We start from the raw sequence: 24,678 nt of genomic DNA, 5'->3' as shown, positions 1-24,678 counted from the left end.
AGTTATGACACAAGATGAATTAAAACAACTCGTTGCTAAAGCCGCTATTGATTATGTAGTACCTGAAACGATTATCGGTGTGGGTACAGGTTCAACCGCCAATTTTTTCATTGATGAATTGGCGAAAATAAAGCATACGATTGAAGGCACCGTAGCCAGTTCTGAAGCTTCAGCTGAGCGCCTTCGTGCTCATGGCATTCCGGTTTTAGACCTCAACAGCGTCAGCGAAATTTCTGTCTATATCGATGGCGCTGATGAAGCCGATCCGGGTTTGCACCTAGTTAAAGGCGGTGGCGGCGCACTCACGCGTGAGAAGATTGTATTGGCCGTGGCTAAAAAATTTGTGTGTATAGCGGATGAGAGTAAAAAAGTAGCCGTACTGGGTAAATTCCCATTACCGATTGAAGTCATTCCGATGGCGCGCAGCTATGTTGCTCGCGAAATCGTTAAACGTTTTGGCGGCGAGCCGGTGTTGCGTGATGGTTTTATTACCGATAATGGTAATGTGATTTTAGATATTCACGGCCTTAAGATTACCGATCCGGTTGCGATGGAAACCGAAATCAATCAAATCGTCGGTGTGGTCACCAATGGCTTGTTTGCTTGCCGTAACGCGGATGTATTTTTATGCGGTGGCAAAAACGGTGTTGAAACGCTAAAAGCTTAAGTTGATTTCACACCCCTGCTTGGGTAAGTCGGCTGTCTTATTCGTCATCTGATTTACCCAAATATTCCTATTTCCTTCATTACTTCGATTTATCTTTTTCCTGTAAAATAAGCTAATTATTTATTTTCACAATCTCGGAGGTACGATGAAAAGTCTATCCACAAAACTCTTTGCAGGCCTGGTAGCCATTCTTGTTGGCGCTTTGGTTTATTTCTCTATTTCCGGTGGAGAAAAAGCACCTTCGATGCAAGTTGAACTGAAATCTGGCGAACAGGTAAACCTTAACCTTCCCAAAAAACCGATATTGGTAAATTTTTGGGCAACCTCCTGCCCTAGCTGTGTGGCAAAAATGCCCGACATGGCAAAGCTCAAAGAAGAGTTTGGTGACCGCTTTGAAATTCTTGCGATTTCAATGGACTATGACCCTAAAAACCAAGTTGACGCTTTTGTACGCGCCAACCCCTACCCTTTTAATTTCATTCAAGACTCCGATGGTAGCTTAAGTGAAGCCTTCGGACAGATTCGCCTTACCCCAACCACCTTCTTAATCGCGCCTAACGGCAATATTGTTTACCGCAAAATTGGCGACAGTGATTTTGAGTTTTTACGCCAACGGATTGATCAACTTAGTCCACAATTTTAGGAGCACAGCATGAAAAAAACTTTACTCGCATTATTAACCAGCTTTAGTTTAATCGGATCGGCTTGGGCGATTGATCGTGATGATATGATTATGGCGCTACAAGATTATATGGAAATGGCCTCTTTTGGTGATGGCGTGATCATGGCAGCGAACCTTGCTGAAATAAAGGATGAGGTTGTCCTGGTCGATGCACGTCAAGCCCACGACTTTAGCAACAATGCGATTCCGGGTGCGATCAATATTGACTGGCGTTTTGTTTTATCCGAATTAGACAAACTACCGGAAGACCAAATGATTGTCCTCTACTGCGATACCGGTATTTTATCATCCAAAGCCCACATGGCATTGCGCCTTGTAGGGTATGACCAGGTTCGTGTTCTGTTCAATGGCCTTGCCGGCTGGCATGAGCACACAGGCCAATAATTGAAGCTTTCTGGTCTTTATGCCATTAGCGATCCTGGCTTATCACCAGGCCTGCTTGTCATCGATCATGTGCGCCAAGCCCTCGAAGGCGGGGCACGCATTATTCAATACCGAGATAAAACCAGCCCATTTTTGCAACAGGTTGAAATCGGTAAACAGCTTAAAAAGCTATGCGACGATTACCAGGCCTGGTTAATTATTAATGACTCGGTTGAACTGGCACTTGCCTGCGAAGCCAAGGGCGTTCATCTAGGCAAACAGGATGTTTCGCTGCCTCAAGCGCGCAGCGCGCTTGGCAAGCACGCCATTATCGGTGTATCCTGCTACAACGATTTAGCACGAGCAAAGCAGATGCAAGATACTGATGCAAATTATGTCGCTTTTGGGCGTTTCTTCCCATCAAAGACCAAACCCCACGCCCCGCAAGCCGATCTCAATACGCTTAAACAAGCAAAAAAAATGTTAGCAATACCTATTGTGGCGATTGGCGGCATTACCCAAGCCAATGCGCCTAGCCTAATCTCAGCCGGTGCGGATAGTCTAGCAGTTATTCAGGGGGTGTTTGCCCAACCGGATATCCGCCAAGCGGCTCATGACATCAGTCGCCTATTCAAGGTATAATCTTGTTACTTTTCGCTTGCTTTAACCCGAATGTTTCATGAGTTTGTGCTGAGATTGCGCAGTGCATTGGTTTCACAAGGAAATTTTCGAAGAAGCGTCGTATCCATGATTACGGCCGACTGAGAAAATATTTCTTGTGGAATCAAGAAGCAAGCAAGGTCGGTACAAATTCGTGAAATATTCGGGTTAAATAGCATTATTTAGCGCCAAACCTTTGATGCCTCCGCAACGTCTGATTTATGCAATAAGCTAAAGGCATCGGCACACAGGTTAAAGCGTGTTCAACTCTTAATTAAAGGATTGCTGATGTCTCGTTCTCATGATTTATTTATTGCCGCACAAAAACATATTCCCGGTGGCGTCAACTCACCGGTACGCGCATTTAAAGGCGTAGGCGGAGATCCCATATTTTTCAAATCCGCACACGGCGCTTATTTAACTGACGAAGATGATAAAAAATATATTGATTATGTTGGCTCATGGGGGCCTGCGATTCTTGGTCATGCTCACCCAGAGGTGATACAAGCCGTTCAACGTCAAGCCGAGCATGGACTGAGTTTTGGCGCACCCACCGTTATGGAAACCACAATGGCTGACCTGGTCTGCGAACTGATTCCTTCTTTTGATATGGTGCGTATGGTGAGCTCAGGCACTGAAGCCACCATGACCGCGATACGTCTGGCACGAGGCTATACCGGTCGTGACAAGATTGTAAAATTTGAAGGTTGTTATCATGGTCATTCTGACTCGCTTTTGGTTAAAGCCGGTTCAGGCGCCTTAACGCTTGGCGTCCCCTCCTCTCCGGGGGTACCGGCTGCACTGGCTTCTGAAACCCTGACCCTGACCCATAATGATGCCGATGAGGTTCGCAAGGTGTTTAGTGAAATAGGAGAACAGGTTGCCTGCATAATTGTTGAACCGGTTGCCGGCAATATGAATTGTATTCCACCTGAACCTGGTTTTCTTGAAGCCTTGCGTGAAGTGTGTGATCAATATGGTGCGGTACTGATTTTTGACGAAGTCATGTGCGGCTTCCGCGTTGGCTTGCAGGGTGCTCAAGGTCGTTATGGTGTCACCCCGGATTTAACTACCTTTGGTAAGGTTATTGGTGGGGGAATGCCGGTAGGCGCATTTGGCGGTAAAAAAGAAATCATGAGCCATATCGCACCTTTAGGCCCTGTCTATCAAGCCGGCACACTTTCCGGTAACCCTATTGCAATGGCAGCCGGTTTAATGACCCTTAACCTTCTAAAAGCACCTGAATTTTTTGAACATTTAGAAGCTAAAACGCTGCGTTTAGTGAATGGATTACAAGCCGTAGCCGATGAAGCCAGAATCCCTTTCACCACCAACCAGGTGGGCGGTATGTTTGGCTTTTTCTTCAGTGAAGAAAAGAACATCACGCGCTTCGCACAGGTCGCACGCGGCGATATGGAACTTTTTAGAAAGTTCTATCATGGCATGCTAAATGAGGGCGTCTATTTAGCACCTTCTGCTTTCGAGGCGGGTTTTGTATCCGCAGCCCATTCGAATGCGGACATAGATCAAACGATTGAAGCCGCTCGAATTGTAATGGCTCAACTCTAGTCGAGGATTAGCGGATTATAAAAACGCCGGTTCAGATTCATCTGAGCCGGCGTTGCTTTTCAACTTAGCTATATTAGGTTTTATACTTTTACCGTATGCTTGGCTTCTTTTTCCAAAATCAGTGGAATTGTTTTAAGCACGGAATCTGGATTTAAACTCATCGACTCTATACCCAGATCCACTAAAAACTCGGCCATTTCAGGATAATCAGACGGCGCTTGACCACACAAACCAATATGCTTGTTAGTTCGCTTGGCACCCTCTATCGCCCATTTAATCATTAGCTTAACGCCCTCATCACGTTCGTCATACGACGAAGCAACCTTAGACGAATCTCGATCGACACCTAATACCAGTTGGGTTAGATCATTCGTACCAATTGAGAAACCATCAAAATAGTCAGCAAACTGATCAATCAGCAACACATTATTTGGGATTTCGCACATCATATATATCTGCAGCCCCTTTTCTCCGCGCTTCAAGCCATAGCGCCCAAGAACCTCAATCACTTGCTCGGCTTCTGTCAATCGGCGACAAAATGGGATCATAATAATCACATTATCCAACCCCATGGTTTCTCGCACACGGCGAATTGCGGCACACTCCAGTGCAAAACTGGGTTGATATTCGCCATCAATATAGCGCGCCGCCCCTCGGTAACCCAGCATCGGGTTTTCTTCTTTTTGCTCAAAGTACTGGCCTGCCAACAAGGAGGCATATTCGTTAGACTTAAAATCGGACATACGAACTACAACCGGACGCGGATAAAAAGCGGCCGCGATGGTGCCTATGCCTTCGGACAGTTTTTCAACAAAGTAGGTTTGACCATTTTCATAGCCTTTAGTTAGGTCGGCTACCTGTTTGCGTACCGTTTCTGATTCAATCCTTTTAGGATACAACAAGGCTTGTGGATGCACTTTAATGCTTTCATTGATAATAAACTCCATCCTTGCTAATCCGACACCCGAAACAGGTAGAAAACTATGTTGAAAGGCTAAATCAGGATTACCTAAATTCAACATGACATGCGTTTTAGGTATAGGTAAATCAGAAAGGTCCGTTTCTGTTATCTGGTACTCCAATTCGCCCTGATAAATAAAGCCAACTTCCCCCTCGGCACAGGATACCGTAACCCTGTCTCCTGTTTTAAGTTTCTCGGTAGCATTATCACAACCCACCACTGCCGGTATCCCTAGTTCACGCGAGATGATCGCAGCATGGCAAGTCCGCCCTCCACGGTTGGTTACTATTGCAGAAGCAATCTTCATCACCGGTTCCCAATCAGGAGTGGTGGTATCACTAACTAAAATCTCACCAGGCTGAAATTCATTTAATTTATCCACCGATTCAATAACCCTAACGCGCCCGACCCCAATCTTCGCCCCAACAGCTCGCCCGGCCGCCATTAAGGTTTTATCAAGCGCAGTCAGTGTATAGCTACTTAAAATAGAGCCCTTTACTTGTGATGCGACCGTTTCCGGACGGGCTTGTACTATAAATAACTCGCCGGTTAAACCATCTTTAGCCCACTCCATGTCCATAGGCTTTTGGTAGCCCGCTTGCTTAGAATAATGCTCTTCTATCTTGATTGCATATTCCGCAAGCTTAAGCACTTCCTGATCACTGATACAAAAACGAGTACGTTCTGCATTAACGGTCGGCACGTTTTTAACCGGTTCTTTGGTATTGCCGCTTGAATAGACCATCTTGATCTTTTTGGAACCCAAGTGACGCTTTAAAACTGCCCGCGCACCTAGCTTAAAGGTCGGTTTATGGACAAAAAACTCGTCAGGATCGACCGAACCTTGCACTACGTTTTCGCCTAGGCCATACGCACCAGTAATAAACACCGCTTCTTGAAAGCCGGTTTCAGTATCTATCGAGAACATCACGCCTGATGCCGATAAATCAGACCGTACCATTTGCTGAACGCCTATCGACAAGGCCACGCTAAAATGATCAAAGCCTTGATCGATTCGATAATGAATCGCCCGATCGGTAAACAAACTCGCAAAACAACGCTTACAGGCATCCAAAAAAGCCGCATCACCACGAATATTTAAATAGGTGTCCTGCTGACCTGCAAAACTGGCTGTAGGCAAGTCTTCGGCGGTTGCCGAACTCCTAACCGCAAGACTAATATGCTCACCGCACAACTGGCGTAAATCACTGTAGGCCGCCACTATTTCTTTTTTCAAATCCTCCGGCAATTCAGCCTGATAAATCATTTGACGTGCTTTTTGACCTCGCATTTGCAAGTCATCCATATCATGCGGATCCAACTCACCGATTAAGGTTTTCAGCGCCTCCCAGATACCATTTTCTTGTAACACATAACGATAGGCTTGCGCGGTAATCGCAAAACCATTCGGCACCGGAACACCATTGGGCACGAGTGTTTGGTACATTTCACCTAAAGAGGCATTCTTTCCACCAACCAGAGGAATATCCTCTATGCCGATTTCTTCAAAAAACTTAATATATTGATACGTCATGTTTTTACCTCTGCTACTCATCATGTTAGGGCGACTGTTGCCTAGCCAACGACCTGACCTTTATTGCCCAATCGCTGAAACGCCATTAGATCAAACAAGGGTAAAACGGCTAGTAAACGATCAAAAATATCAGATTGAATACGTTCATAGTTGACCCAATTTTTATCGGCACTAAAGCAATAGACCTCAATCGGCAACCCCACTTCAGTGGGCTGCATTTGACGCGCCATGACCATTAGATTTTGATTTATAAGCGGGTGTTGGCGAAGCGTCCATTCTATATAAGCACGAAAAAGTGCAGAATTTGTTAAATCCGCTTGATTTAAATCAACATAGGTTTGTTCTTCAAAAAAACGCGATAAAAATGGATTGTTTTTGAACTTTTTCAGCTCTTCATCATCTACAAAACGTATTGTATGAATATCAAGTTGGATGGCGCGTTTAATCCGCCGTCCGCCAGACTCCTGCATCGCCCGCCAGTTAATAAATGAATCAGAAATTAATGCATAGGTTGGGAAGGTGGTGACGGTATTATCCCAATTACGAACTTTTACCGTCGTCAAGGCCACTTCGATAACATTGCCGTTGGCACCGTATTTTGGCATTTCGATCCAATCACCCTTCGCGACCATGCGATTGGCTGCCACTTGAACACTGGCCACCAAACCCAATAGCGTGTCACGAAAAACCAATAACAGCACTGCAGTTAGTGCACCTAAACCACTTAACAAAAAGGCGGGCGATGAACCCACCAGCAGACTGACAGACAAGATACCGATAACAATAAAAGTGATTAACTTTACAAGCTGGGTAATGACACGGTAAGGCAAGTTCGAATTTTGGAATTTAAGTGCATAGATAGCCGTTAACAAGTCAATCAAACTGGTAAAGGTTAAACCAATAAATAGATAGAGATAAAGCCAGGTTATTTTATTGGCCCAAAGTTCCCATGCATGCCAACTAGAAAAAAAGAACTCAACAAAATTAATTAATAAAATAGCAGGCACAAGATGCGCGATATGGCTCGCTAGCTTAGGTCTTTCATCCTGCGTCGCATCAAGCGTATCACCTTCCAAATGATCAATTAGACGACTTAACAAGGGCAACAATAGCTGCCTTGATAAGTAAAAACTGAAGCCGATCAGGATCAACACACTCAATAAGGTTAAAAGCAATGCCGCTAAATCCAGCCCGGCGCCATCCAGACCTATTTTTTCAAGCGCTTGAATCAAATACACGTTAAACATAACTTTCCTTTGGAATAAACAAACTGTCTGAACTCTAACATTTATAGGGCCTAGTCTCAATAGAGTGATAAAATACATTGTTATGATTATGGATTTAACATGGCTTTAAAATGAACATGGAACAAACTCTTCGTCTAGCCCTGCAAGCGATTAAAGGCCTTAAGCTTCCTGAACTTCCTGAGGAGCTTATATTAATCGAGCAAGAACTAGCCAGCCGCTTTTGTAGTAGTCATCGTATTGCCGCCATCATTGAACAAAATACTACCTTATCAGGTGAAGTATTGCGCTTAGCCAACTCCCCGGTTTATAAATTACGAAACCCGGCAGAAACAATTGGCCAGGCAGTGCTAATGCTTGGCATGGACAATATTAAAAACCTAGTTTTTTCTGCCAGTATGAAAGATTTGTTTAACTCTTCTGAACTCTACAAAGACATTATGAGCCACTCTGTTGATGTGGCGGTATGCATGGCCGACTTGTCTGAATGGGTTGCCGATATTACTCGCGATGAAGCCTATATGATGGGCCTGTTTCATAACGCGGGTTGCCTGATGCTGGCCACTAAAGATCCAGAAAACTATGCCAAGGTTTTTCAATTATCCCACTCTAGCCCGAGTGAATATATCAAGCGAGAACAATTAAAATATAATACCTCGCACACAGCTATAGGGGTGCTGCTGGGTAAAAAATGGCATCTACCGATTGATATCCTTAGCGCGATTTATCTGCATCATATTAGCGAATGCGGAAAAATTGAAAATGATCGCGTACGTGCGTTAGTTGCCCTGACTAAAATCGCAAATTCGATTGTTAGTGAGATTTCGCTTGGCGCTTATCGGGGCGAAGAAATGAAAAACTATGAACGTGATGGCAAAAATGAACTGATGATCCCTGACGGTGCAATAAGAGAAATTCGTATTGCTTTAATGGGCTATAGCAATCGAATCAGCTAATACCCGAATATTTCCCACAACCCCGCACTAGGTGCACTAACTTGGAGTCAAAAAATGGCCTTAGATCAAATGGAAGCGTTTATTATGAAAATGCAGGCTGACCCTGCGTTGAAACAACAAGTTGTCGCGGCCTCCACCGCAGACGATGTCGCACGTATCGCCCTAAAACTAGGCTATGAATTTTCAGGTGACGAACTGTTGCGAATGTCGGGTAAAAAAGTCGGCCAAGCCACGATGATTAAAAACGGCTTACCCGGCGAGTATCATTGAGACGCTGTTGATTCATTTCCGCGTAGAATTTGCTCAATCTTGTTGATCGTTATTTGGTGAATAGCGTGATGTGTTTTTGCGACGACTGAATCAACGATAACATGATTTGCAGTGAAAATTTTACTCGGACGAATATAACTGATTTGTATTAATTTACCTTCAGTAAAATCCGATGGCACAAGCTCAATCGCATCAACGTCTGAGTAAGATTTGCTTGTTATTTGACAAAGAATCAAGTCATTTTTAGGGAGTTTAGCCAAGACTGATGCGGGTCTTTTTTTGACCCCACTTAGATCAGAAAACGGGAATCGAACGAAAACAACACTCCCTACTTATATTTCGACCATGCTTGATCCTCATCAGGATTTAACCAATCTTCAGCAAGCGCCTGCTCACTCAAAGCCATGGTATCAAATCTGTCTGTATCCACTTGTTGTTGATTGACGTACTTAGCTTTAATGAACAGAAAGAAATCCCTTACTTCCTGCTGTGCATGGGTAGTGAGCGCCTGCCATTCCTGCTTTGAAATCACTTCAATCATGTTAAAAACCTCCAATAATTTTAGATCAACCCAAATGTCTCATAAATTTGTGCTGAGATTGCGCAGGGCATTGGTTTCACAAGGAAATATTTGAATTAAGTCAAACAAAACCAAACTAACTTGGCTATCTTTAATCACTAACACAAGAATGCTACCAAGATGGCTATTACAACACTACCCATTCATCGAGTTCGGTGAAATACAGCACCCATTTTTGCGGGCGTTGTTCAAGCTGGGCAAACAGTGCGCCATAGCGTTCGAGTTGCGGACGATACTGCTCGCTGAGCTCATCGAGCGTTTTTTGGCGGTCGCCATCACGCTCTGCGCTGGTTTTGTAATCGATAATCCAGCGCGTGCCCTGTTGATCGACAAAAGTCCGATCGACAATATGGTTTTCGATTTGCTGCGTGTTTGAGGTTAAAGCCAGCTCACAGGCTGAATCTTGATGGCGATTGTTCAGTGCCCAACGCATTTGCGGATGCTCAAGCGCATTGCGCATTGATTGCACAACCCGCACCACCGCTGAATCGACGTCTGACTCGACCACGCCCTGCTCCATTAGCCAATAGCGATAGATCGCCTGACTTTGTTCAACCCGCGCGCTATTCCATTGGTCTAGCCCCTGTTCGACCACCTGCTGCAATAACGCATGTACCAAATCGCCCACGCGTCTGGCGCTAACACCCGCAGTTTGGCTTAAGCCTGCTGGCGATTCAGTGGCGTCAATTGAAGTCGAAGGCTGCTCGGCGGTTTTAGCCCGACTTGGTTTCACGTCGGGTAAAGGCTGTGCCGGTGTTGCCCGCCAGTTTTGGGCTTGCAGTGGCTGAAAAGGCCGATGTTTTATCAAGGCGGCCCAATCACCAGCCTGAGCTTCGCTTGTGGTTTCACCGGCTTGGCGCTCTATTTCTTGGTCAATCAATGGCGCAAATTCCCCAGCCACCTGTGACCAAATCTGCGCCAATAAACTATTTTTGGGCGGTTGAATTTGATTATCCGCCTTGGCCGCTTGGCTCGGCGTTAAGGTTAGACTGGCGAATAAATGCAACTGGCTTTCCGCACGCGTCGCGGCGACATAAAACAACCGCCCGTCCTCAAATTGCTGTTTTTGTTGCTCAACCTTGGCAATCAAACCATTTAACGCCGAGCTTTGTCCGGAACGATCCAGTGGCGCCAATACCAGACCTTCACCCTGATCGCTGGCGAACTCTAACCAGTTGACCAAGGCACGCTCGTTATGACGTGGCTTTTTAGCTAGGCCTGGTAGTATCACGGTATCGAACTGCAAACCCTTGGATTTGTGCATCGTCATCAACTGCACCCTTTGCGCCTGCACCGAGCTATCGCCGCCGGCATACAGGGTTTGCACCCATTGATCCAATTGCTGGGCATCCAGCGGCGTGGGCTCCTGATCCCACTGTGCCAAACCTTCAAAAAACACCTGAACATTATCCAGCTCGACTTCGGAATCGAGGGTTTGTGCGCCCCCTAATTGCCACCAGGCCTGGTGAATAATCCGCGAAAACGGCTGCGCCCCGATTAAATCCATCGCTTGCTGCAAAACGGGCCAAGCTTGCGCCAGTCGCAGTTGCCCGTCTTCCGAACAATCTAACCAGGCCTGCTTGTCAGACAGCAACTGGGTGGCGGGCGCATAGCGTTTTGTTTTATCCGCACCGAATACTTGATATACATCCGCCAAATTCAAGCCAATAAACGGTGCACGCAATAATGCAATCCAAGCACCGCGATCGGCGCCATGCAAGAGCGCACGCGTCAGTGCCAAACAATCTTGAACTTCTTGACGTTGATCTAAACCTTCTAGTTCAACCGCCCGAAACGCCACCGACTGCTGTTTAAGCTGATAGGCCAAGGTCGCCAAATGCGAACGTGAACGGCCAAGAACGGCAATCGTTTTGCTCTCATCGTCTAGCGAGGCTAGGCGCGTTTGAATCAGCGCGACCATCTGTTGCGCCTCGTCCAAAACCGAACGATTCACCGCCCAATGGCTGTAAATCGCCAATTCATTTTGATCCGCCGTTGCTTGCGCCTGTGGACTGGCTTGAGCATGGGCATAACTGACCGCCCCCAACACCAAATCATTCTGCCTTGGAAAAACCTTGACAAAGGTGCGGTTATACCAATCCACCAGCGCCGCGCTAGAACGAAAATTGACGGTTAAATTCAGTGGCGTAAGCCTAAACGGCAAGGCACGATTTTGCCAGACCTGCAAAAAATTTCCGACTTCGGCTTCACGAAACCGATAAATTGACTGCATCGGATCACCCACAATAAACAGGCTCCGCCCATCCTCCGGCATCCAACCGCGCACCAGTTTTTTCACCAGTTCAAATTGGCCTACGCTGGTATCTTGAAATTCATCAATCAGCAGATGTTGAATCTGATAATCAAGCTGCAGGGCTAAATCGGTCGGTTGTTCGTCATCGCCCAGGGCTTCGGAGGCGGCTTGTGCGACTTCGATAAAATCGGTTTGGCCGGCGGTTTTAAACGCCAATTTTAAATGCGCCACCGCATGACGAAGCAGCGTAATGAGATGAGCGAGATCTTGCCATTGTTGATCGCTATATTCCGGCGCTGGCAAGGCCATCAACTCGGCCAATGCGTTAATCGATTGCGGTGACAAACGCACCGCTAATTCGGCCAGCAGGTCGTGCATTTTTTCTTTGTTGGGTTTGTCGTTGGCGGGAAACCCGGCACGCGCATCGACTTTTTTGCGCAGCTCACCCTTTTGCGTTAATACAAACCCCGCCAACTCACGCCAAGCGTTCAGATCGGCTAAATCTGCGTTTAACGGCCAGTGTGCCTGTGCCAACGAATGCAAAGCTGAATCGGGTTTATGGCTGAGTGCAAACGCGGCTAAATCCGGCAAATCCGTACCGCAATCCAGCAAGGGCGCCAGCTGCATCGTGATCTGCCGGAGCTGTTGATCGACCAAGGCTTCAAGCGCCTGTTGCAACTGTTCGCGCTCCGCGCCACCTAATAAAATCCGCATCCATTGATCGCGCTTTTTCAACATGCCAACCAATTGGTTTTCAGCACGCCGATAACGCCCATTGACCAAACGCAATAAGGCCGCACTTTCGGTTTGCACCGCGTCTGATGCCAATACCGCGCGCGCGGCTTCCACATAAAGCGCGTCGCTGTTTTGTTGCAAACTCGGCTGGGTGCCCAATTTAGACAAAAACGGCATTTGCTGCACCAGATAACCGTTGATCGAATCCATCGTCCGAATCCGCAGACGGTTCGGGTTATCTAACAAGCACCAGGCCTGCTGCTGATCACGCAACACCACTTCACGCGCTAAACGCCAAGTATTTTGATCATAGATTTTATCGCTGTCGCACTGCAGCTTTAGACCTTGTTGAATCGCATGCAAAACCCGCTCGCGCATTTCAGCCGCGGCTTTTTTGGTAAAGGTCATCGCCACAATCTGTTCAGGATGATTCACCCGCGCTAATAAGGCTAAAAACCGTTGGGTTAGCAAGGCGGTTTTGCCTGAACCGGCCGGGGCTTGAACAATATAGGAAAACGCCGGATTAATCGCCGCAAGCCTTGCGCCACTGTCCGCCAAGCTGTCTAGTTGCAACTGTGGGTGCCAATTCGGGTTATGACTTAGATCCGCTTGCATTAATCCAACTCCTGTTGAAGATCGTCTTCATCGGTGATATTTGCGCGTTGTGCCTTGACCTCCGGCAGCCGCAAGGCCAGTAACGAAGGCGAATAAACCAAATCCTGTTCCTTGTCAAAACGCATCGAAGCATCACCCTGTTGTAAGGACTGCGCCAGCTGATTAACCTGTTGTTGTAAGAAATCAATAAAATCCACCCAAGGTACGTCTTGCCAGTCGCCTTTTTCACTGAGTTTTTGCCAATTTTTTCCGGTTTTCGCCACCAAACCGGGTTGCTCAGACAAGAGATTCCAATTCACGCCCTTATCAGAACTCAACAAACCATAGCCCAACCCGGCAATCGGCGCACTCACCGCCTGTAGATACACCGCCAACTGCGGTGCGCGAATCGGCTCACAAAGTAAATCATTAATCGTCGCCTGGCCGGTTTTGTAATCCAGCACCAACCTACCCTGCTCGGTTTGGTCAATACGATCAATACTGATTTTAAATTCAATCCCCGCGAGGGTCAGCACCTGCTCCTGCTCGGTTTCCACCACTTCAAATCCAAGCGGACGCGCCTGTTCGAGCGCCATCCATTGCCGCAATAAATCCAGCATGCGCTGCTGTTCTTGATGAAGATAACTGGCAGAGAAGTGGGCTTGCAGTGGGCTAAACTCGGTGTTCAACAAGTCGGTTAAACGCTGTTCAAGTTCGTTGCCATCCATAGCCAGCAAGGCCGTTTGCGTGCGTGTTTGTTGCCAAAACAGCTGCAACACACGATGCAAAATCCGGCCTTGGTCGGTGCTGGCAAGGCCATCTTCGACGCCATCCAAGCCGTACTTCGCGCCGAGGCGGTAATCGAAAAACGCCATCAGCGGGCATTGGCTTTGGGCTTTTAGAATACCGGAACCGCCAGGAACCCGCTCACCCAGCGAAATCGGCGGCGCTTGGTTTTGTAATACCCATTGCATTTCAGGCCGCTGTAACCATGCCTGGTGACTGGCATCGTGGAATAGGTGCGCTTGATAGGTTTCGATTAGGCTGGCAATCAATGGGCTCGGAAGACTGATGGCTTCGCCTTTTTGGCGCGCATAACTTAGCACAGATTGGCGCGCACTAGCCTGCAAACGTTGCGTCAGGGTTTGCGCATAATGCAATTCGCGTTGCGCATCACAACGCGGACAGGCCTGCGCGCGTTGCCAAGCAAGCGGTAAAAACGCATTCGGCTGTGGTGGCCTTGGCCAGGCTTCGTCATCCAAACCCACCACCCAGAGCGCATCAAAACGTTGTCCACCGGCTTCGAGCATACCGATGACTTGAATGGGCTGAAGCCAAGTGCTTTGCGCCTGATGTAGGGTTTGTGCCTGATAGGCTTGCCATTGGCTAAGCCATGTGCTGAGGCTTTGCTTTTTAGGCAGCGCGGCTAAGGCAGCAAAACCGTCTAGCGTCTGTTGCCACTTTTCGCGTTGTTGATAAATTTCAGAACTCAAGCCCGCCAGTTTGGCATCCAACAGGCTCACGCAATGCAACACCCAATCAACAAACTGCCCCTGTGTCATAGAGGGTGTGGTGGGACTATGCGCCTGCAAACCCGCTAATAAATCTATCAGCGCCTTCGGCCAGCTTAAATGCTCGGTACGCTGGGGCAATTCGAGCCAACTAATCTGTGCCCATTGCAATTTACGCAATTGATTATCCAAGCCCTGACGTGCAGCCAGCTCGCCCAACTGAAACGGCGATGTCAGCCATTGACTCCAATCTTGATAGGCCAGTGATTGTTTTGGCTTGGCCGCCATGGTTAAGGTTTGCTGTAAAAATGCGATATAGGGCAACTGACTTAAAGGCGTGCCTAACGAAATGTTATACAGGCGTTCGGTCGAATGCTGCGCGAGCAGCGGATGGTCTTCAAACGCTTGATACAACGCCTGATCAAGCCAAAACGCGATCGGCGATTTGATCTCAGCAAGATTGGGCGCCACTATCCCTATTCGAATCGCGTTAAGCGGTTGCTGATTGGCAAGCGCCTGCTGTAAAACCTCGGTGGCAAACAAGGCGGCTTGCTGGCATTCATCCCGCGAGTCAGCAGCGGGATACAGCTGCGATGGCTTGTGTTGTTGCGTCGCCTCAACTGCCAAACGCTGCTGACCACCGCGCTGCTCCGCCAGGCTTTGCCAGCGTTTCATGTTTGGCGTGAGTTCATCAAAACCATGCCACACCACATCAGACGGACAACTCCCCTTACCCTGTGAAAACCAATCCAGCCGTTGCTGCATTAACAGCGGTTCGTCGATAAAACCCTGCTGACTTAACCAGGCCTGGTAATCTTGGCGACACAGATCAAACAAACGGCCTTCTGGGGTGACAAATTCCAATGGCGTTTGATCCTGATACTCCAGCCATAAGCACCAGGCCTGGTAGAGTTGCTTGGCGGTATCTGCAAGGTTCAACAAGGCCGTTGGCGAATGGTGTTCCAAAAGCTGTTGCCAATACTGCGTCGCTTCAAACGCTGAAATCAAACGCGGCAAGTTAAGCGGCAGTTCCCCCCGCAACCAGGCCTGCTGCTGCCAGCTCTGCCAAAACTGCCCCCAGGTTTGAACCCTTGGCGTCAAACTGACGCTGGCGTCGTTTTGCAACGCAAACTGGGTTTTTAATGCTTGGGTTAAACGGGAATTCGCGGTGAGATGCAATGTCATAAAATTAACCTTTAAGGCGTAAGCTGGCGCATAATTGCTGGGGAATGGGTTTTCATCCAACGTTTAGCGTCTGACGTTTTGGGATAATGCTGTTCAACCAAACGCCAAAATGCCGGCGAGTGATTCATATGCGCTAAATGGCAGAGTTCATGCACCATCACATAATCAATCACCCATTGCGGCATCGCAATCAGCTTCCAGTTAAGTTGAATCCGCCGAAGACGATCACAACTGCCCCAGCGCGATTTATAGCTTTTTATTTGTAAGCTTGTTGGTTGCAAACCGGTATATTGAATCCAAAAATCAAAACGTGACGGCAGATAGAGCTTAGCCTGTGTTTGATACCAGCCTACCAATACTTGCCATGCCTTATCGGTTGTTTCAGGTAAAAACAAGCACTCCGCATAACGCTCAACACTGGTTTGTGGATGAAACTGTAAAACTAACTCCTGCCCCAGATAGGGCCAACGCTCGCCTGCTGAGCAGTTGAAGGTTGGCAAGGCCGGTCGTTGCGCAAACAACGCCAGCTTTTGCGTCAACCAGGCCTGGTGAGCCTTAGCAAACGCCGAAATACTTTTGATACTAGCTTGGGTTGGAGCAAGCAAGGCCACTTCGCCATTAGCGGCAATCCGCAAGGCTAATCGTGTACGACGCGGGTGAGTTTTAATTGGAATCTTTAAACCAATGAAATCAATAAATTGCTCTGACAAAACATCGTCCTATTTAGTTGTCAGTGTAAATACACCGTCGAAACTGTCAGGCGGATTTTGAAGATAATGCTGACAACGTTGAATATACATAGCATAGAGTGCTTGAGGATAATCGGATTGTAATTGTTCGAAGCTTTGTAACGCTTGCTGAAAATCAGCCTGATGATAAAGTTTTTGCGCCGCCTCATAGGCCATTTTTTCTTCAACTGGATACGCATACCAGGCCTGGTTCTCTAAACCAAAACATTCATAAACGGCTACTGGCTGAGCCTTCCCTTTTACACGCACTTTATCTAAAAATCGAATTTTATACAGCTCGCAATTGCTCAAAGCAGCTAAGGTAAATTCCGTTAACACAATATGAGCCGCATAAGGTTTACATAAGCCTTCTGCTCGTGAAGCAAGATTTACTGAGTCACCAATGCATGTATAATCAGAGCGACCGACAGAGCCCATTTCACCTACCACAGCTAAACCTGTATTCAAACCAATTCCAATTTCAATTTGCGGTAAATCTTCAGCTTTTAATTGCTGATTAAGCGTGTCCAAAGCCAATATTTGTTCGATTGATGCTTTCAGTGCTTGGTCTGCATGATCCTTAATCTGGATTGGCGCATTCCAGTAGGCCATAATGGCATCACCAATAAATTTATCCACCGTGCCTTGACGTGCAGTGATGACATCAACCATCGGGGTCATATAACGATTTAAAAGTTCGATAAGCGATTGAGGGGAGCCCATAGCTTCGGATAAACTGGTAAAACCACGAATGTCACTAAAAAAGATGGTAACTTCCAGCTGCTTGCCTTCAAGCACCAAGTCGTCCGCATGATTTATTAACTCCTCCACCACTGCTGGTGAAACTTTTTGAGCAAAACGGGCTTTAATCAGGGCTTTTTGTTTTGATTCAAAAAAATAATTTAGCAAAGTACCAAATGTAAACAACAAAAATATCAACATTAATGGCATTAATGTATTCAGCAGTAAACCCTGAGTAAACGCATAGTAATGGCCAAACCACACTAAGGCCAAAAGTATGCTAGCTAACAAAAAACTCATGACAGAACCCAGCATGAGCAATAATAAAGCTACCAAAATACCCAAAATAACTAAACTAACTAGATCAACCCCTAACACCCACATCGGCTTTGCAAGAAAATCCTCGTTAAGAATATTATCCATTGCAGTAGCATGTACCTCTACACCAGGATAAACACTATCAAAAGGCGTTGCTCTAAGATCTAACAAACCAGCTGCTGATGTACCAATCAATACAACTTTCCCCATCAAGTCAGACTTATCTACCCGTTGAAACATAATATCAGATGCAGAAATATAGTGATACTGAAAAGCCGGGCCTCTAAAATTAACCGCCATTCTTCCGAATGGATCCGTTGGGATCCGAATATCGCCTAAATAAATTGCATCAACGCCGTGCGCTTCATAATCAATGGTGAGCCGACTCTCACCTAGCGCAATGCGCATCATTTCAAGAGACAGAGATGGATAAAGTATGCCATCATATTCCATAACCAAAGGAATGGAGCGTACCAACCCATCTTGATCAGGCAGGGTATTAAAATAACCGCTAGAAAAAGCAGCATTTTGCACTGCAGGTATATTTAAAACCGCACGATAAGGCTTAAAGAGATAAGATATATCTGGCTTATTGCGTTCTACAATAATGGCACGACTAGCTGGTGCCAGGCCTGGAGGCAGGGGGTCAGGATTTTGAATAAACACATACCCTAAAATAGTCGGCGTATTCGCAACAGCTTCCGCCAACATTATATCAAAATCAGGTAATTCAATCTCAGTACTTAACCCCAGTCGGTCAAAAATCCGTTGCGGAGAACTATTATCCGCTTCAGCAAAAACCACATCTAAACCAATCATCCCCACATCTAAATCAGCTAATTGATTTATAAGTTGAGCTACCTGATCTCTAGGCCATGGCCACTGACCGATTTCACTTAAGCTTTTTTCGTCAATGTCAACAATCACAAATGTCGAATCAACAGGCCTAATACCCTGTAAAATCATCATATTATCTTTCAGCTTTAACTCAAAAGGGACAATCCATTCCATTTTGAAAAGCGATATATAAAGACTTATAGCCAATACCCAACAGAACAATAAAATCTGTAAGGCAATTCGTAGCAAACTAAAACCTCATGATTAGACTAATATTAGTCGTTACCTTGTCAAAATCATAAATTGCTTGATTAGAGCCATTGGAAACATAACCAAATTGAGTTGAAACCAGCGCATTACTGCTAAGTTGGTAACTAACATTAAAATCGGTACGAGTAATCTGATCTCTTCTTTTGCTAGCAAACATATCATCATAAGAAGAATAATCAATTTGCCGATAACTGGCTGTCAAGCCCAACCGCCATTTTTCTGCCACCGGACGTGCAATATCAAAACGTAATTGCATTTCATCCAGTGAAACTGGATCTATTGCCTGCTGAGATCGCTGACGGCGAATCTCATTAACAAGTGTAACCCCCCAGGTCACAGGGGTGGACATCATTGCATATCGATATCCCAAATTTAGAATATGACTATGTGAGTCTCGTTCATCCAATTTATCATAATCAAAAATTCTATAGATATAGCTTGTAATAATCGCTTGATTTTGCTGAATTGACTGTCGCAATGAGATACCGGCTGAGTAACTTGTAAAATAATCCTCTGAATCTAACCATACCCTATCCAGCTCAACTGGAAAACCCAACCTATAAGTTTGCGATAAATAGGTTGGGGCTATAGAACCTGATAAATAAACAAGGTTATTCTGCGATACACTTCTGTTCCAACGATGAAATCCTAGCAATTGATTTTCGAAAACCCATCCTCTTAACTCACCTATATCATAAAAATGATTATATATAAGCGTCTGACTCAAGCCCCAATCCGAAACTTCCTTGTTACCACTTAATGGAATTTCTCCAATAGGGGAATTAATCACAAACTCTGAGTCAGCACCAATCTGATTCGTTGCATTTGTATCATGATTTATACCAAAAACATAAGTAAATTGATGTTGATGTCGTTTTTGTTCCTGCTCCAAACGAGATTTAAAAGCCAATACATTTTGTCTTACATTGTCAGGTAAGTTCGAAGTAAGCACTAAATCTAACTCCTGTTCAGCCAGTTGAAATTGCCCTACCTCAAAATAAAGTCGGGCAAGTTCCAAGCGGGTCCGCATATGATTAGGATCTAAGATTAACACTCGATCAAAAGCAGCCATAGCTTGATTGTAATTCTTTAACTCCAATGCAGACTGACCCAAGTAAAAATTTAAGGTTAAACTCTGCAGTTGCCTACTTAAAAGCTTTTCAAATGCCTGCTGCGATTTATCAAACTGTCGTGCATTGTAGTAAGCCTTAGCTTGATCAAATGCCTCATTCAAATCCATACCTTGTCTTTCTTGTGCAAGAACAGAACGGCTTACCATTGATAACAGGGTGGATACTATTAATAATACAAAAAAAGGGATTATATTTATTCTTTTCATACACTTGCAAGCCGCCCTATAACATAAAAACCCAAATCAAAATTATCTTTTTCCATGAAAAATAGCTTGTACATCAATGTCTGTCGTTGATAACTTTAATGCCCCAGCAATCGCTTCTGCATCTGATCCAAAAAAACGCCCCCTCACAAAGCCATTCAATGGACCACTATCTTCTTGAATTGGCACGAAAAACCCACTAGAGTCAACAGTTGGTGTGGTTGACATCAAAAAACTACGATTTACAGTATGACTAGTAAAGCTAATATTCAACGAATTCAAATTAGCAACGCTTGATCCAAATTGAAAAACTGCGTTTACCACACCATCCGATATAGTATCCGCAACACCCGTATCTGTAACCCTTCCAAGAACACTACCTACATAAGTATAAGAAGTAGCCGTGGTTGCTCCAATAAGAGCATTCAAGTGAGCAGTGGCTTGAGTTGCGTTGTAGCCACCCACCCAGTATTGCGGTACTCCTCCTGTTGCGGTCGTTGATCCAGTATCATAATCGCCCCAATAACCCCAAGTTATGTGTTCATTACTATCAAACGAAGTATTATCTCCTTCTAGAGCTACGATCCATTCTGCATCAGCGCGAATAGCTCCAAAAGACTTAGGCGTAATAAATGCGCCATCGAGCGGCCCACCCGTCATATATTTATTCCCCATATCCAGGGTAATTTGCCCTGTTGCGGTATTTATATCGAAAACCATATCTGAATCGCTGGTCGAAGGAGACGGTGATTGCTCTTTTGCAACATAGCCATGAATATTTACCGTAGCCGGATATACATTACTTGCTTGGTAAGCCGTACGATACCCAGGACGAATGGTAGAATTTAGATTAATTGGATTAGGATGGGGTGTAGTATCAGTAACGAAAGCAATCCCTTGATAAACCGAGCCATAAATATTCCCTTTAAGAGTATGGCTATTTACATCAGTAGAAAAAGAAATCGATTTATTACCTGCATCATAACTTACCCCAGTTCCTTGAAGGTTATAATGGCTAGCCACATTTTCTTTACCAAGAACCATGTCAACATAGTTATCATTTATCTTAAAACCCAAAAATTGCTTATTAGAAAAATTGTATTTTATTTGCTTTCTATCCACTGGGTTAACTGGCACTGGATCAGTATAAGTAGCAACACCTGAAGAGGGAAGACTTGTGGCCGCTAATCCAATCACCTCTCGATAGCTCAGAGACTCCGGACCACCAGAGTTAGCATTAGCATCATCCAAAGCAATTATAAAAAACTCTCTTTTCTCATCTCTAAATAACTGAATACTTTGATCAGGCCCCTCTGAATTGCCATCTTTATCAATAAAACTAAGTTCATACCCCGTCAATTTCTCAAAACCAACATAAACTGTTTGAGGCTCACCTAAGCCACTATAACTTTTAATCCAGTTTTGTGAACCCACTGATGTACTTAAATTTGTTGAATTATAAAAACTCAACTGATTTGAATTGGAAGCCGTTAAATTACCATTTATAAATGTATAACTTATTGATTCTGCTTTAGCTACAGAGTGGTTACCTGCGCCAGTGGGAGTAATATTTTGAACGACCATTCCTGTTAAATTCAAGCCAGGAGGGGGTGAGGCGACAGGGTAAAGACTCCACTGCCAAACAAATTGATCTTGATTAAATACCCACTCACCCTGACTAAAACTTGAACCTTCAGCTGGCTCTATAGGTGCTTCAGGCTGAGTGAACGCATTCCACTGCCAAACAAAATCATCTTGGTTAAACACCCATTCACCTTGGTTAAAATTAAATCCTTCTGCTGGCTCTGAGGGCTCAATCGGTTGACTGTATGCACTCCACTGCCAAACAAAATCATCTTGGTTAAACACCCATTCACCTTGGTTAAAATTAAATCCTTCTGCTGGCTCTGAGGGCTCAATCGGTTGACTGTATGCACTCCACTGCCAAACAAAATCATCTTGGTTAAACACCCATTCACCTTGGTTAAAATTAAACCCTTCTGCTGGGCTAATTGGAGCTTCGGGCTGGGAATAGGACTCCCATTGCCATACTAACTGATCAATATCAAAAACCCACTCCCCCTGGTTATGATTGAAACCTTCCGACGGACTGGAAGGTTTTGCTGTAATTTTGGGGATATTTTCTCTTTTTTCATCCGTATATACCTCTTCATTAGTCGATGAGTAAACCGTTCTTAAATCAGTACCACCCTCAACAATCAATCTATTTTGAGACAACGCTTGATAATCTGATCCAAATTCACTCAGTTCTAAATCAACAAAATCCTGATCCACTTCCTGGTTAAGATTGTCTTCATCACTATCACCCTCCAATCTAAACAAATCATGAATTTCAGGTGTTGTAGCTTTCGGTACATCGGGAGTTCTACCAGGTATAACCTCGGTATACTGGCCGGCTGGAACTTCTACAAACCGTCCTGTCAAATCTTCAGTTACGATGATTCGACCAATTTGTGTAGCAAAATACTCCCTATCAGGAGTAACTTTTCCAGTAAAGATCGTGCCTCGAATACCTATAGTTGCGGTTCTTGTCTTAACTTTAAAGTTGTCAGGAGCGATCTGACTCACTCTACCGGTTATAATTTTGAATGTACCACGGGTTACACCAAAGTCTGCCTTATCACTTGATGAGTTCTCTGATATATAACCTTGCACGGAAAAGCGAGTAGCCCCACCTAAAGTTACAGTTGTTTCGTCAATAAAAGCTATTTGAATTTTAGACACGGGTTTGGTAGTTATAACATCCTGTTCCTCTATTGAATCACCAATCTCAAGATTCATCACGACACCAGACCTTTCTAACTCAACCGTACCAAGTTTTAATACAACCTGACCGACAGATGCATTAGCTTGAATAATAAAAAGAAAAGATGCAAAGAACAATATGACGAAAAAAACACGATAAGCTGTCATGTTTGACCACCCAGAATTAGATACTGATCAAAAAGATTGTTGTAGTTAGTATCTCAATAAACACTAAATTGTGCAACAAGTGGGTAAGTTAATTGTTCAACTCACCCTTTAGCAAATACTCAGTAAAGTTTAGTGCTCGCGGGTGGCGACGAACTTTAGTTTGGGCCAGCGTTCTTCGGTTAATTGTAAATTAACCCGCGTTGGCGCGATATAGACCAACTGATCGGCCGCATCATAAGCCACGTTATCAGTCACCTTATCCAAAAACTTGGCAATCTCGGCCTTGTCACCAATCACCCATCGCGCGGTGGCGACATTTACCGGCTCAAACTGACAAGCCACGTTGTACTCATCGGCCAAACGCTGCGCGACCACTTCAAACTGAAGTATGCCGACTGCGCCCAAAATTAAATCGTTATTGTTAATCGGGCGATAGAGCTGGGTTGCACCTTCCTCAGATAATTGTGTCAGGCCTTTTTGCAAGGCTTTCATTTTCATCGGATCTTTCAAACGCGCCCGGCGGAATAACTCCGGTGCAAAATTAGGGATACCGGTAAATTTTAAAATCTCGCCTTCGGTAAAGGTATCGCCGATCTTAATCGTGCCGTGATTATGTAAGCCGATAATATCGCCCGGATAGGCTTCTTCAGCCTGCTCACGCTTATTCGCTAAAAAGGTAATCGCCTTAGAAATTTTTACGTCCTTACCAATCCGCACGTGTTTGAGTTTTTTACCCGCCTCGTATTTGCCCGACACAATCCGCATAAACGCCACACGATCACGGTGGGCAGGATCCATGTTGGCTTGAATTTTAAATACAAACCCGGTCATCTTGTCTTCTTCTGCCTTAACAAAACGGTCTTCGGTTTCACGGCCTTTTGGCGGTGGCGCATACATCGCAAACCCATCCAACAGCTCTTGCAAGCCAAAGTTATTCACCGCAGAGCCAAAAAACACCGGCGTTTGCTTGCCTTGCAAAAAGGCCGTCAAATCAAATGCGTGACTGGCACCGCGCACCAATTCGATTTCATCACGTAACTCATCCGCCATGCTGCCAATAAGTTCATCCAACCTTGGGTTATCCAAGCCTTGAATCAGCTCACCTTCACCGGCACGCTGACCATCAGCTTGGGCAAATAACCGAATCGTATCGTTATATAAATGGTAAATACCCTTAAAACGTTTACCCATGCCAATCGGCCAGGTCATCGGGGCGCACTGAATTTTTAACACCTCTTCGACTTCATCCAACAACTCAATCGGTTCTTTGCCTTCACGGTCAAGTTTGTTGATAAAGGTCAAAATCGGCGTATCACGTAATCGGCAGACTTCCATCAGCTTAATTGTGCGATCCTCGACCCCTTTGGCTACGTCAATTACCATCAGTGCCGAATCCACTGCGGTTAAAACCCGATAGGTATCCTCGGAAAAGTCTTCATGCCCAGGTGTATCCAACAGGTTCATCATCACGTCTTGATAGGGGAACTGCATCACTGACGACGCCACCGAAATCCCACGCTCTTGCTCCATTTTCATCCAATCTGACGTTGCACCGCGATCGGTTTTACGGCTTTTCACCGCACCGGCCATTTGAATGGCTCCACCGTACAGCAACAGTTTTTCGGTTACCGTGGTTTTACCGGCGTCAGGGTGAGAGATAATCGCAAAGGTGCGACGGCGAGTGGTTTCTAATATCAGCGACATGAATGGGTTCTACTTTTTTGTTGAGGTTTTGCGACAACCCCGCCA

The 24,678-nt window shown here is 45.4% G+C and carries 17 protein-coding genes; 7 read left to right on the top strand and 10 right to left on the bottom strand.

Annotation, left to right across the window (positions count from 1 at the left end; translation table 11 throughout):
- The first annotated feature begins 4 nt into the window (after nucleotides 1-4).
- From rpiA to hemL, 5 genes are all read left to right on the top strand, one after another.
- Complete coding sequence (gene rpiA, locus JX580_RS01955) at nucleotides 5-667, top strand: ribose-5-phosphate isomerase RpiA (RefSeq protein WP_248851117.1); 663 nt, start codon at nucleotides 5-7, stop codon at nucleotides 665-667.
- A 145-nt stretch (nucleotides 668-812) separates the two neighbouring features.
- On the top strand, nucleotides 813-1,310 hold the full coding sequence (locus JX580_RS01950; protein WP_248851116.1) for a TlpA family protein disulfide reductase: 498 nt from the start codon (nucleotides 813-815) through the stop codon (nucleotides 1,308-1,310).
- A 9-nt stretch (nucleotides 1,311-1,319) separates the two neighbouring features.
- Nucleotides 1,320-1,733 (top strand): rhodanese-like domain-containing protein, encoded by a 414-nt coding sequence (locus JX580_RS01945; RefSeq protein ID WP_248851115.1) that lies wholly within the window; start codon nucleotides 1,320-1,322, stop codon nucleotides 1,731-1,733.
- Nucleotides 1,734-2,354 (top strand): thiamine phosphate synthase, encoded by a 621-nt coding sequence (gene thiE, locus JX580_RS01940; protein WP_248851114.1) that lies wholly within the window; start codon nucleotides 1,734-1,736, stop codon nucleotides 2,352-2,354. It begins immediately after the preceding gene.
- A 306-nt stretch (nucleotides 2,355-2,660) separates the two neighbouring features.
- The gene (gene hemL, locus JX580_RS01935; protein ID WP_248851113.1) at nucleotides 2,661-3,941 is read left to right on the top strand and encodes a glutamate-1-semialdehyde 2,1-aminomutase; all 1,281 of its coding nucleotides are present in this window, start codon (nucleotides 2,661-2,663) and stop codon (nucleotides 3,939-3,941) included.
- A gap of 80 nt (nucleotides 3,942-4,021) precedes the next feature.
- Here hemL and ppsA read toward each other — a convergent pair whose 3' ends face one another.
- A complete protein-coding gene (gene ppsA / locus JX580_RS01930; RefSeq protein ID WP_248851112.1) occupies nucleotides 4,022-6,436 on the bottom strand; it encodes a phosphoenolpyruvate synthase in 2,415 nt (804 codons plus the stop codon).
- Nucleotides 6,437-6,477: 41 nt separating this feature from the next.
- Complete coding sequence (locus JX580_RS01925; RefSeq protein ID WP_248851111.1) at nucleotides 6,478-7,683, bottom strand: mechanosensitive ion channel family protein; 1,206 nt, start codon at nucleotides 7,681-7,683, stop codon at nucleotides 6,478-6,480.
- A gap of 110 nt (nucleotides 7,684-7,793) precedes the next feature.
- Between JX580_RS01925 and JX580_RS01920 the strand changes: the two genes are divergently transcribed.
- A complete protein-coding gene (locus JX580_RS01920) occupies nucleotides 7,794-8,636 on the top strand; it encodes an HDOD domain-containing protein (RefSeq protein WP_248851110.1) in 843 nt (280 codons plus the stop codon).
- 54 nt (nucleotides 8,637-8,690) lie between these two features.
- Nucleotides 8,691-8,906 (top strand): Nif11-like leader peptide family natural product precursor, encoded by a 216-nt coding sequence (locus tag JX580_RS01915; protein WP_248851109.1) that lies wholly within the window; start codon nucleotides 8,691-8,693, stop codon nucleotides 8,904-8,906.
- A 328-nt stretch (nucleotides 8,907-9,234) separates the two neighbouring features.
- Here JX580_RS01915 and JX580_RS01910 read toward each other — a convergent pair whose 3' ends face one another.
- The 8 genes from JX580_RS01910 to JX580_RS01875 all read right to left on the bottom strand — a co-directional run bounded on the left by JX580_RS01910 (nucleotide 9,235) and on the right by JX580_RS01875 (nucleotide 24,633).
- The gene (locus JX580_RS01910; protein WP_248851108.1) at nucleotides 9,235-9,447 is read right to left on the bottom strand and encodes a hypothetical protein; all 213 of its coding nucleotides are present in this window, start codon (nucleotides 9,445-9,447) and stop codon (nucleotides 9,235-9,237) included.
- A gap of 166 nt (nucleotides 9,448-9,613) precedes the next feature.
- Nucleotides 9,614-13,090: a UvrD-helicase domain-containing protein gene (locus tag JX580_RS01905; RefSeq protein WP_248851107.1), complete on the bottom strand. Its 3,477-nt coding sequence runs from the start codon at nucleotides 13,088-13,090 to the stop codon at nucleotides 9,614-9,616.
- Nucleotides 13,090-15,765, bottom strand: a complete 2,676-nt coding sequence (locus JX580_RS01900) for a PD-(D/E)XK nuclease family protein (RefSeq protein WP_248851106.1) — start codon at nucleotides 15,763-15,765, stop codon at nucleotides 13,090-13,092. Before JX580_RS01900 ends, JX580_RS01905 begins: the two co-directional genes overlap by 1 nt.
- Before the next feature lie 11 nt (nucleotides 15,766-15,776).
- Nucleotides 15,777-16,475, bottom strand: coding sequence for a M48 family metallopeptidase (locus JX580_RS01895; RefSeq protein WP_248851105.1), 699 nt, complete (start codon nucleotides 16,473-16,475; stop codon nucleotides 15,777-15,779).
- Between the two features lie 9 nt (nucleotides 16,476-16,484).
- Complete coding sequence (locus JX580_RS01890) at nucleotides 16,485-18,596, bottom strand: CHASE2 domain-containing protein (RefSeq protein WP_349251695.1); 2,112 nt, start codon at nucleotides 18,594-18,596, stop codon at nucleotides 16,485-16,487.
- 43 nt (nucleotides 18,597-18,639) lie between these two features.
- The gene (locus JX580_RS01885; protein WP_248851103.1) at nucleotides 18,640-19,998 is read right to left on the bottom strand and encodes a tetratricopeptide repeat protein; all 1,359 of its coding nucleotides are present in this window, start codon (nucleotides 19,996-19,998) and stop codon (nucleotides 18,640-18,642) included.
- A 42-nt stretch (nucleotides 19,999-20,040) separates the two neighbouring features.
- Nucleotides 20,041-22,929: a FecR family protein gene (locus JX580_RS01880; protein ID WP_248851102.1), complete on the bottom strand. Its 2,889-nt coding sequence runs from the start codon at nucleotides 22,927-22,929 to the stop codon at nucleotides 20,041-20,043.
- 129 nt (nucleotides 22,930-23,058) lie between these two features.
- Entirely contained in the window at nucleotides 23,059-24,633 is a 1,575-nt protein-coding gene (locus JX580_RS01875; protein ID WP_248851101.1) for a peptide chain release factor 3, read from the bottom strand.
- Nucleotides 24,634-24,678 lie beyond the last annotated feature (45 nt).

This window comes from Thiomicrospira microaerophila, from assembly GCF_023278225.1.
GTDB lineage: Bacteria > Pseudomonadota > Gammaproteobacteria > Thiomicrospirales > Thiomicrospiraceae > Thiomicrospira > Thiomicrospira microaerophila_A.
The sequence above is the reverse complement of the archived record's forward strand: the minus strand, read 5'-3'. Positions and strand labels throughout refer to the sequence as shown.

Bases quoted from the DNA above. Each gene is read 5' to 3' on its own strand.
- rpiA (WP_248851117.1), top strand. From the start codon at position 5: ATGACACAAGATGAATTAAAACAACTCGTTGCTAAAGCCGCTATTGAT.
- JX580_RS01950 (WP_248851116.1), top strand. From the start codon at position 813: ATGAAAAGTCTATCCACAAAACTCTTTGCAGGCCTGGTAGCCATTCTT.
- JX580_RS01945 (WP_248851115.1), top strand. From the start codon at position 1,320: ATGAAAAAAACTTTACTCGCATTATTAACCAGCTTTAGTTTAATCGGA.
- hemL (WP_248851113.1), top strand. From the start codon at position 2,661: ATGTCTCGTTCTCATGATTTATTTATTGCCGCACAAAAACATATTCCC.
- ppsA (WP_248851112.1), bottom strand. From the start codon at position 6,436: ATGACGTATCAATATATTAAGTTTTTTGAAGAAATCGGCATAGAGGAT.
- JX580_RS01925 (WP_248851111.1), bottom strand. From the start codon at position 7,683: ATGTTTAACGTGTATTTGATTCAAGCGCTTGAAAAAATAGGTCTGGAT.
- JX580_RS01920 (WP_248851110.1), top strand. From the start codon at position 7,794: ATGAACATGGAACAAACTCTTCGTCTAGCCCTGCAAGCGATTAAAGGC.
- JX580_RS01915 (WP_248851109.1), top strand. From the start codon at position 8,691: ATGGCCTTAGATCAAATGGAAGCGTTTATTATGAAAATGCAGGCTGAC.
- JX580_RS01910 (WP_248851108.1), bottom strand. From the start codon at position 9,447: ATGATTGAAGTGATTTCAAAGCAGGAATGGCAGGCGCTCACTACCCAT.
- JX580_RS01905 (WP_248851107.1), bottom strand. From the start codon at position 13,090: ATGCAAGCGGATCTAAGTCATAACCCGAATTGGCACCCACAGTTGCAA.
- JX580_RS01900 (WP_248851106.1), bottom strand. From the start codon at position 15,765: ATGACATTGCATCTCACCGCGAATTCCCGTTTAACCCAAGCATTAAAA.
- JX580_RS01885 (WP_248851103.1), bottom strand. From the start codon at position 19,998: ATGAAAAGAATAAATATAATCCCTTTTTTTGTATTATTAATAGTATCC.
- JX580_RS01880 (WP_248851102.1), bottom strand. From the start codon at position 22,929: ATGACAGCTTATCGTGTTTTTTTCGTCATATTGTTCTTTGCATCTTTT.
- JX580_RS01875 (WP_248851101.1), bottom strand. From the start codon at position 24,633: ATGTCGCTGATATTAGAAACCACTCGCCGTCGCACCTTTGCGATTATC.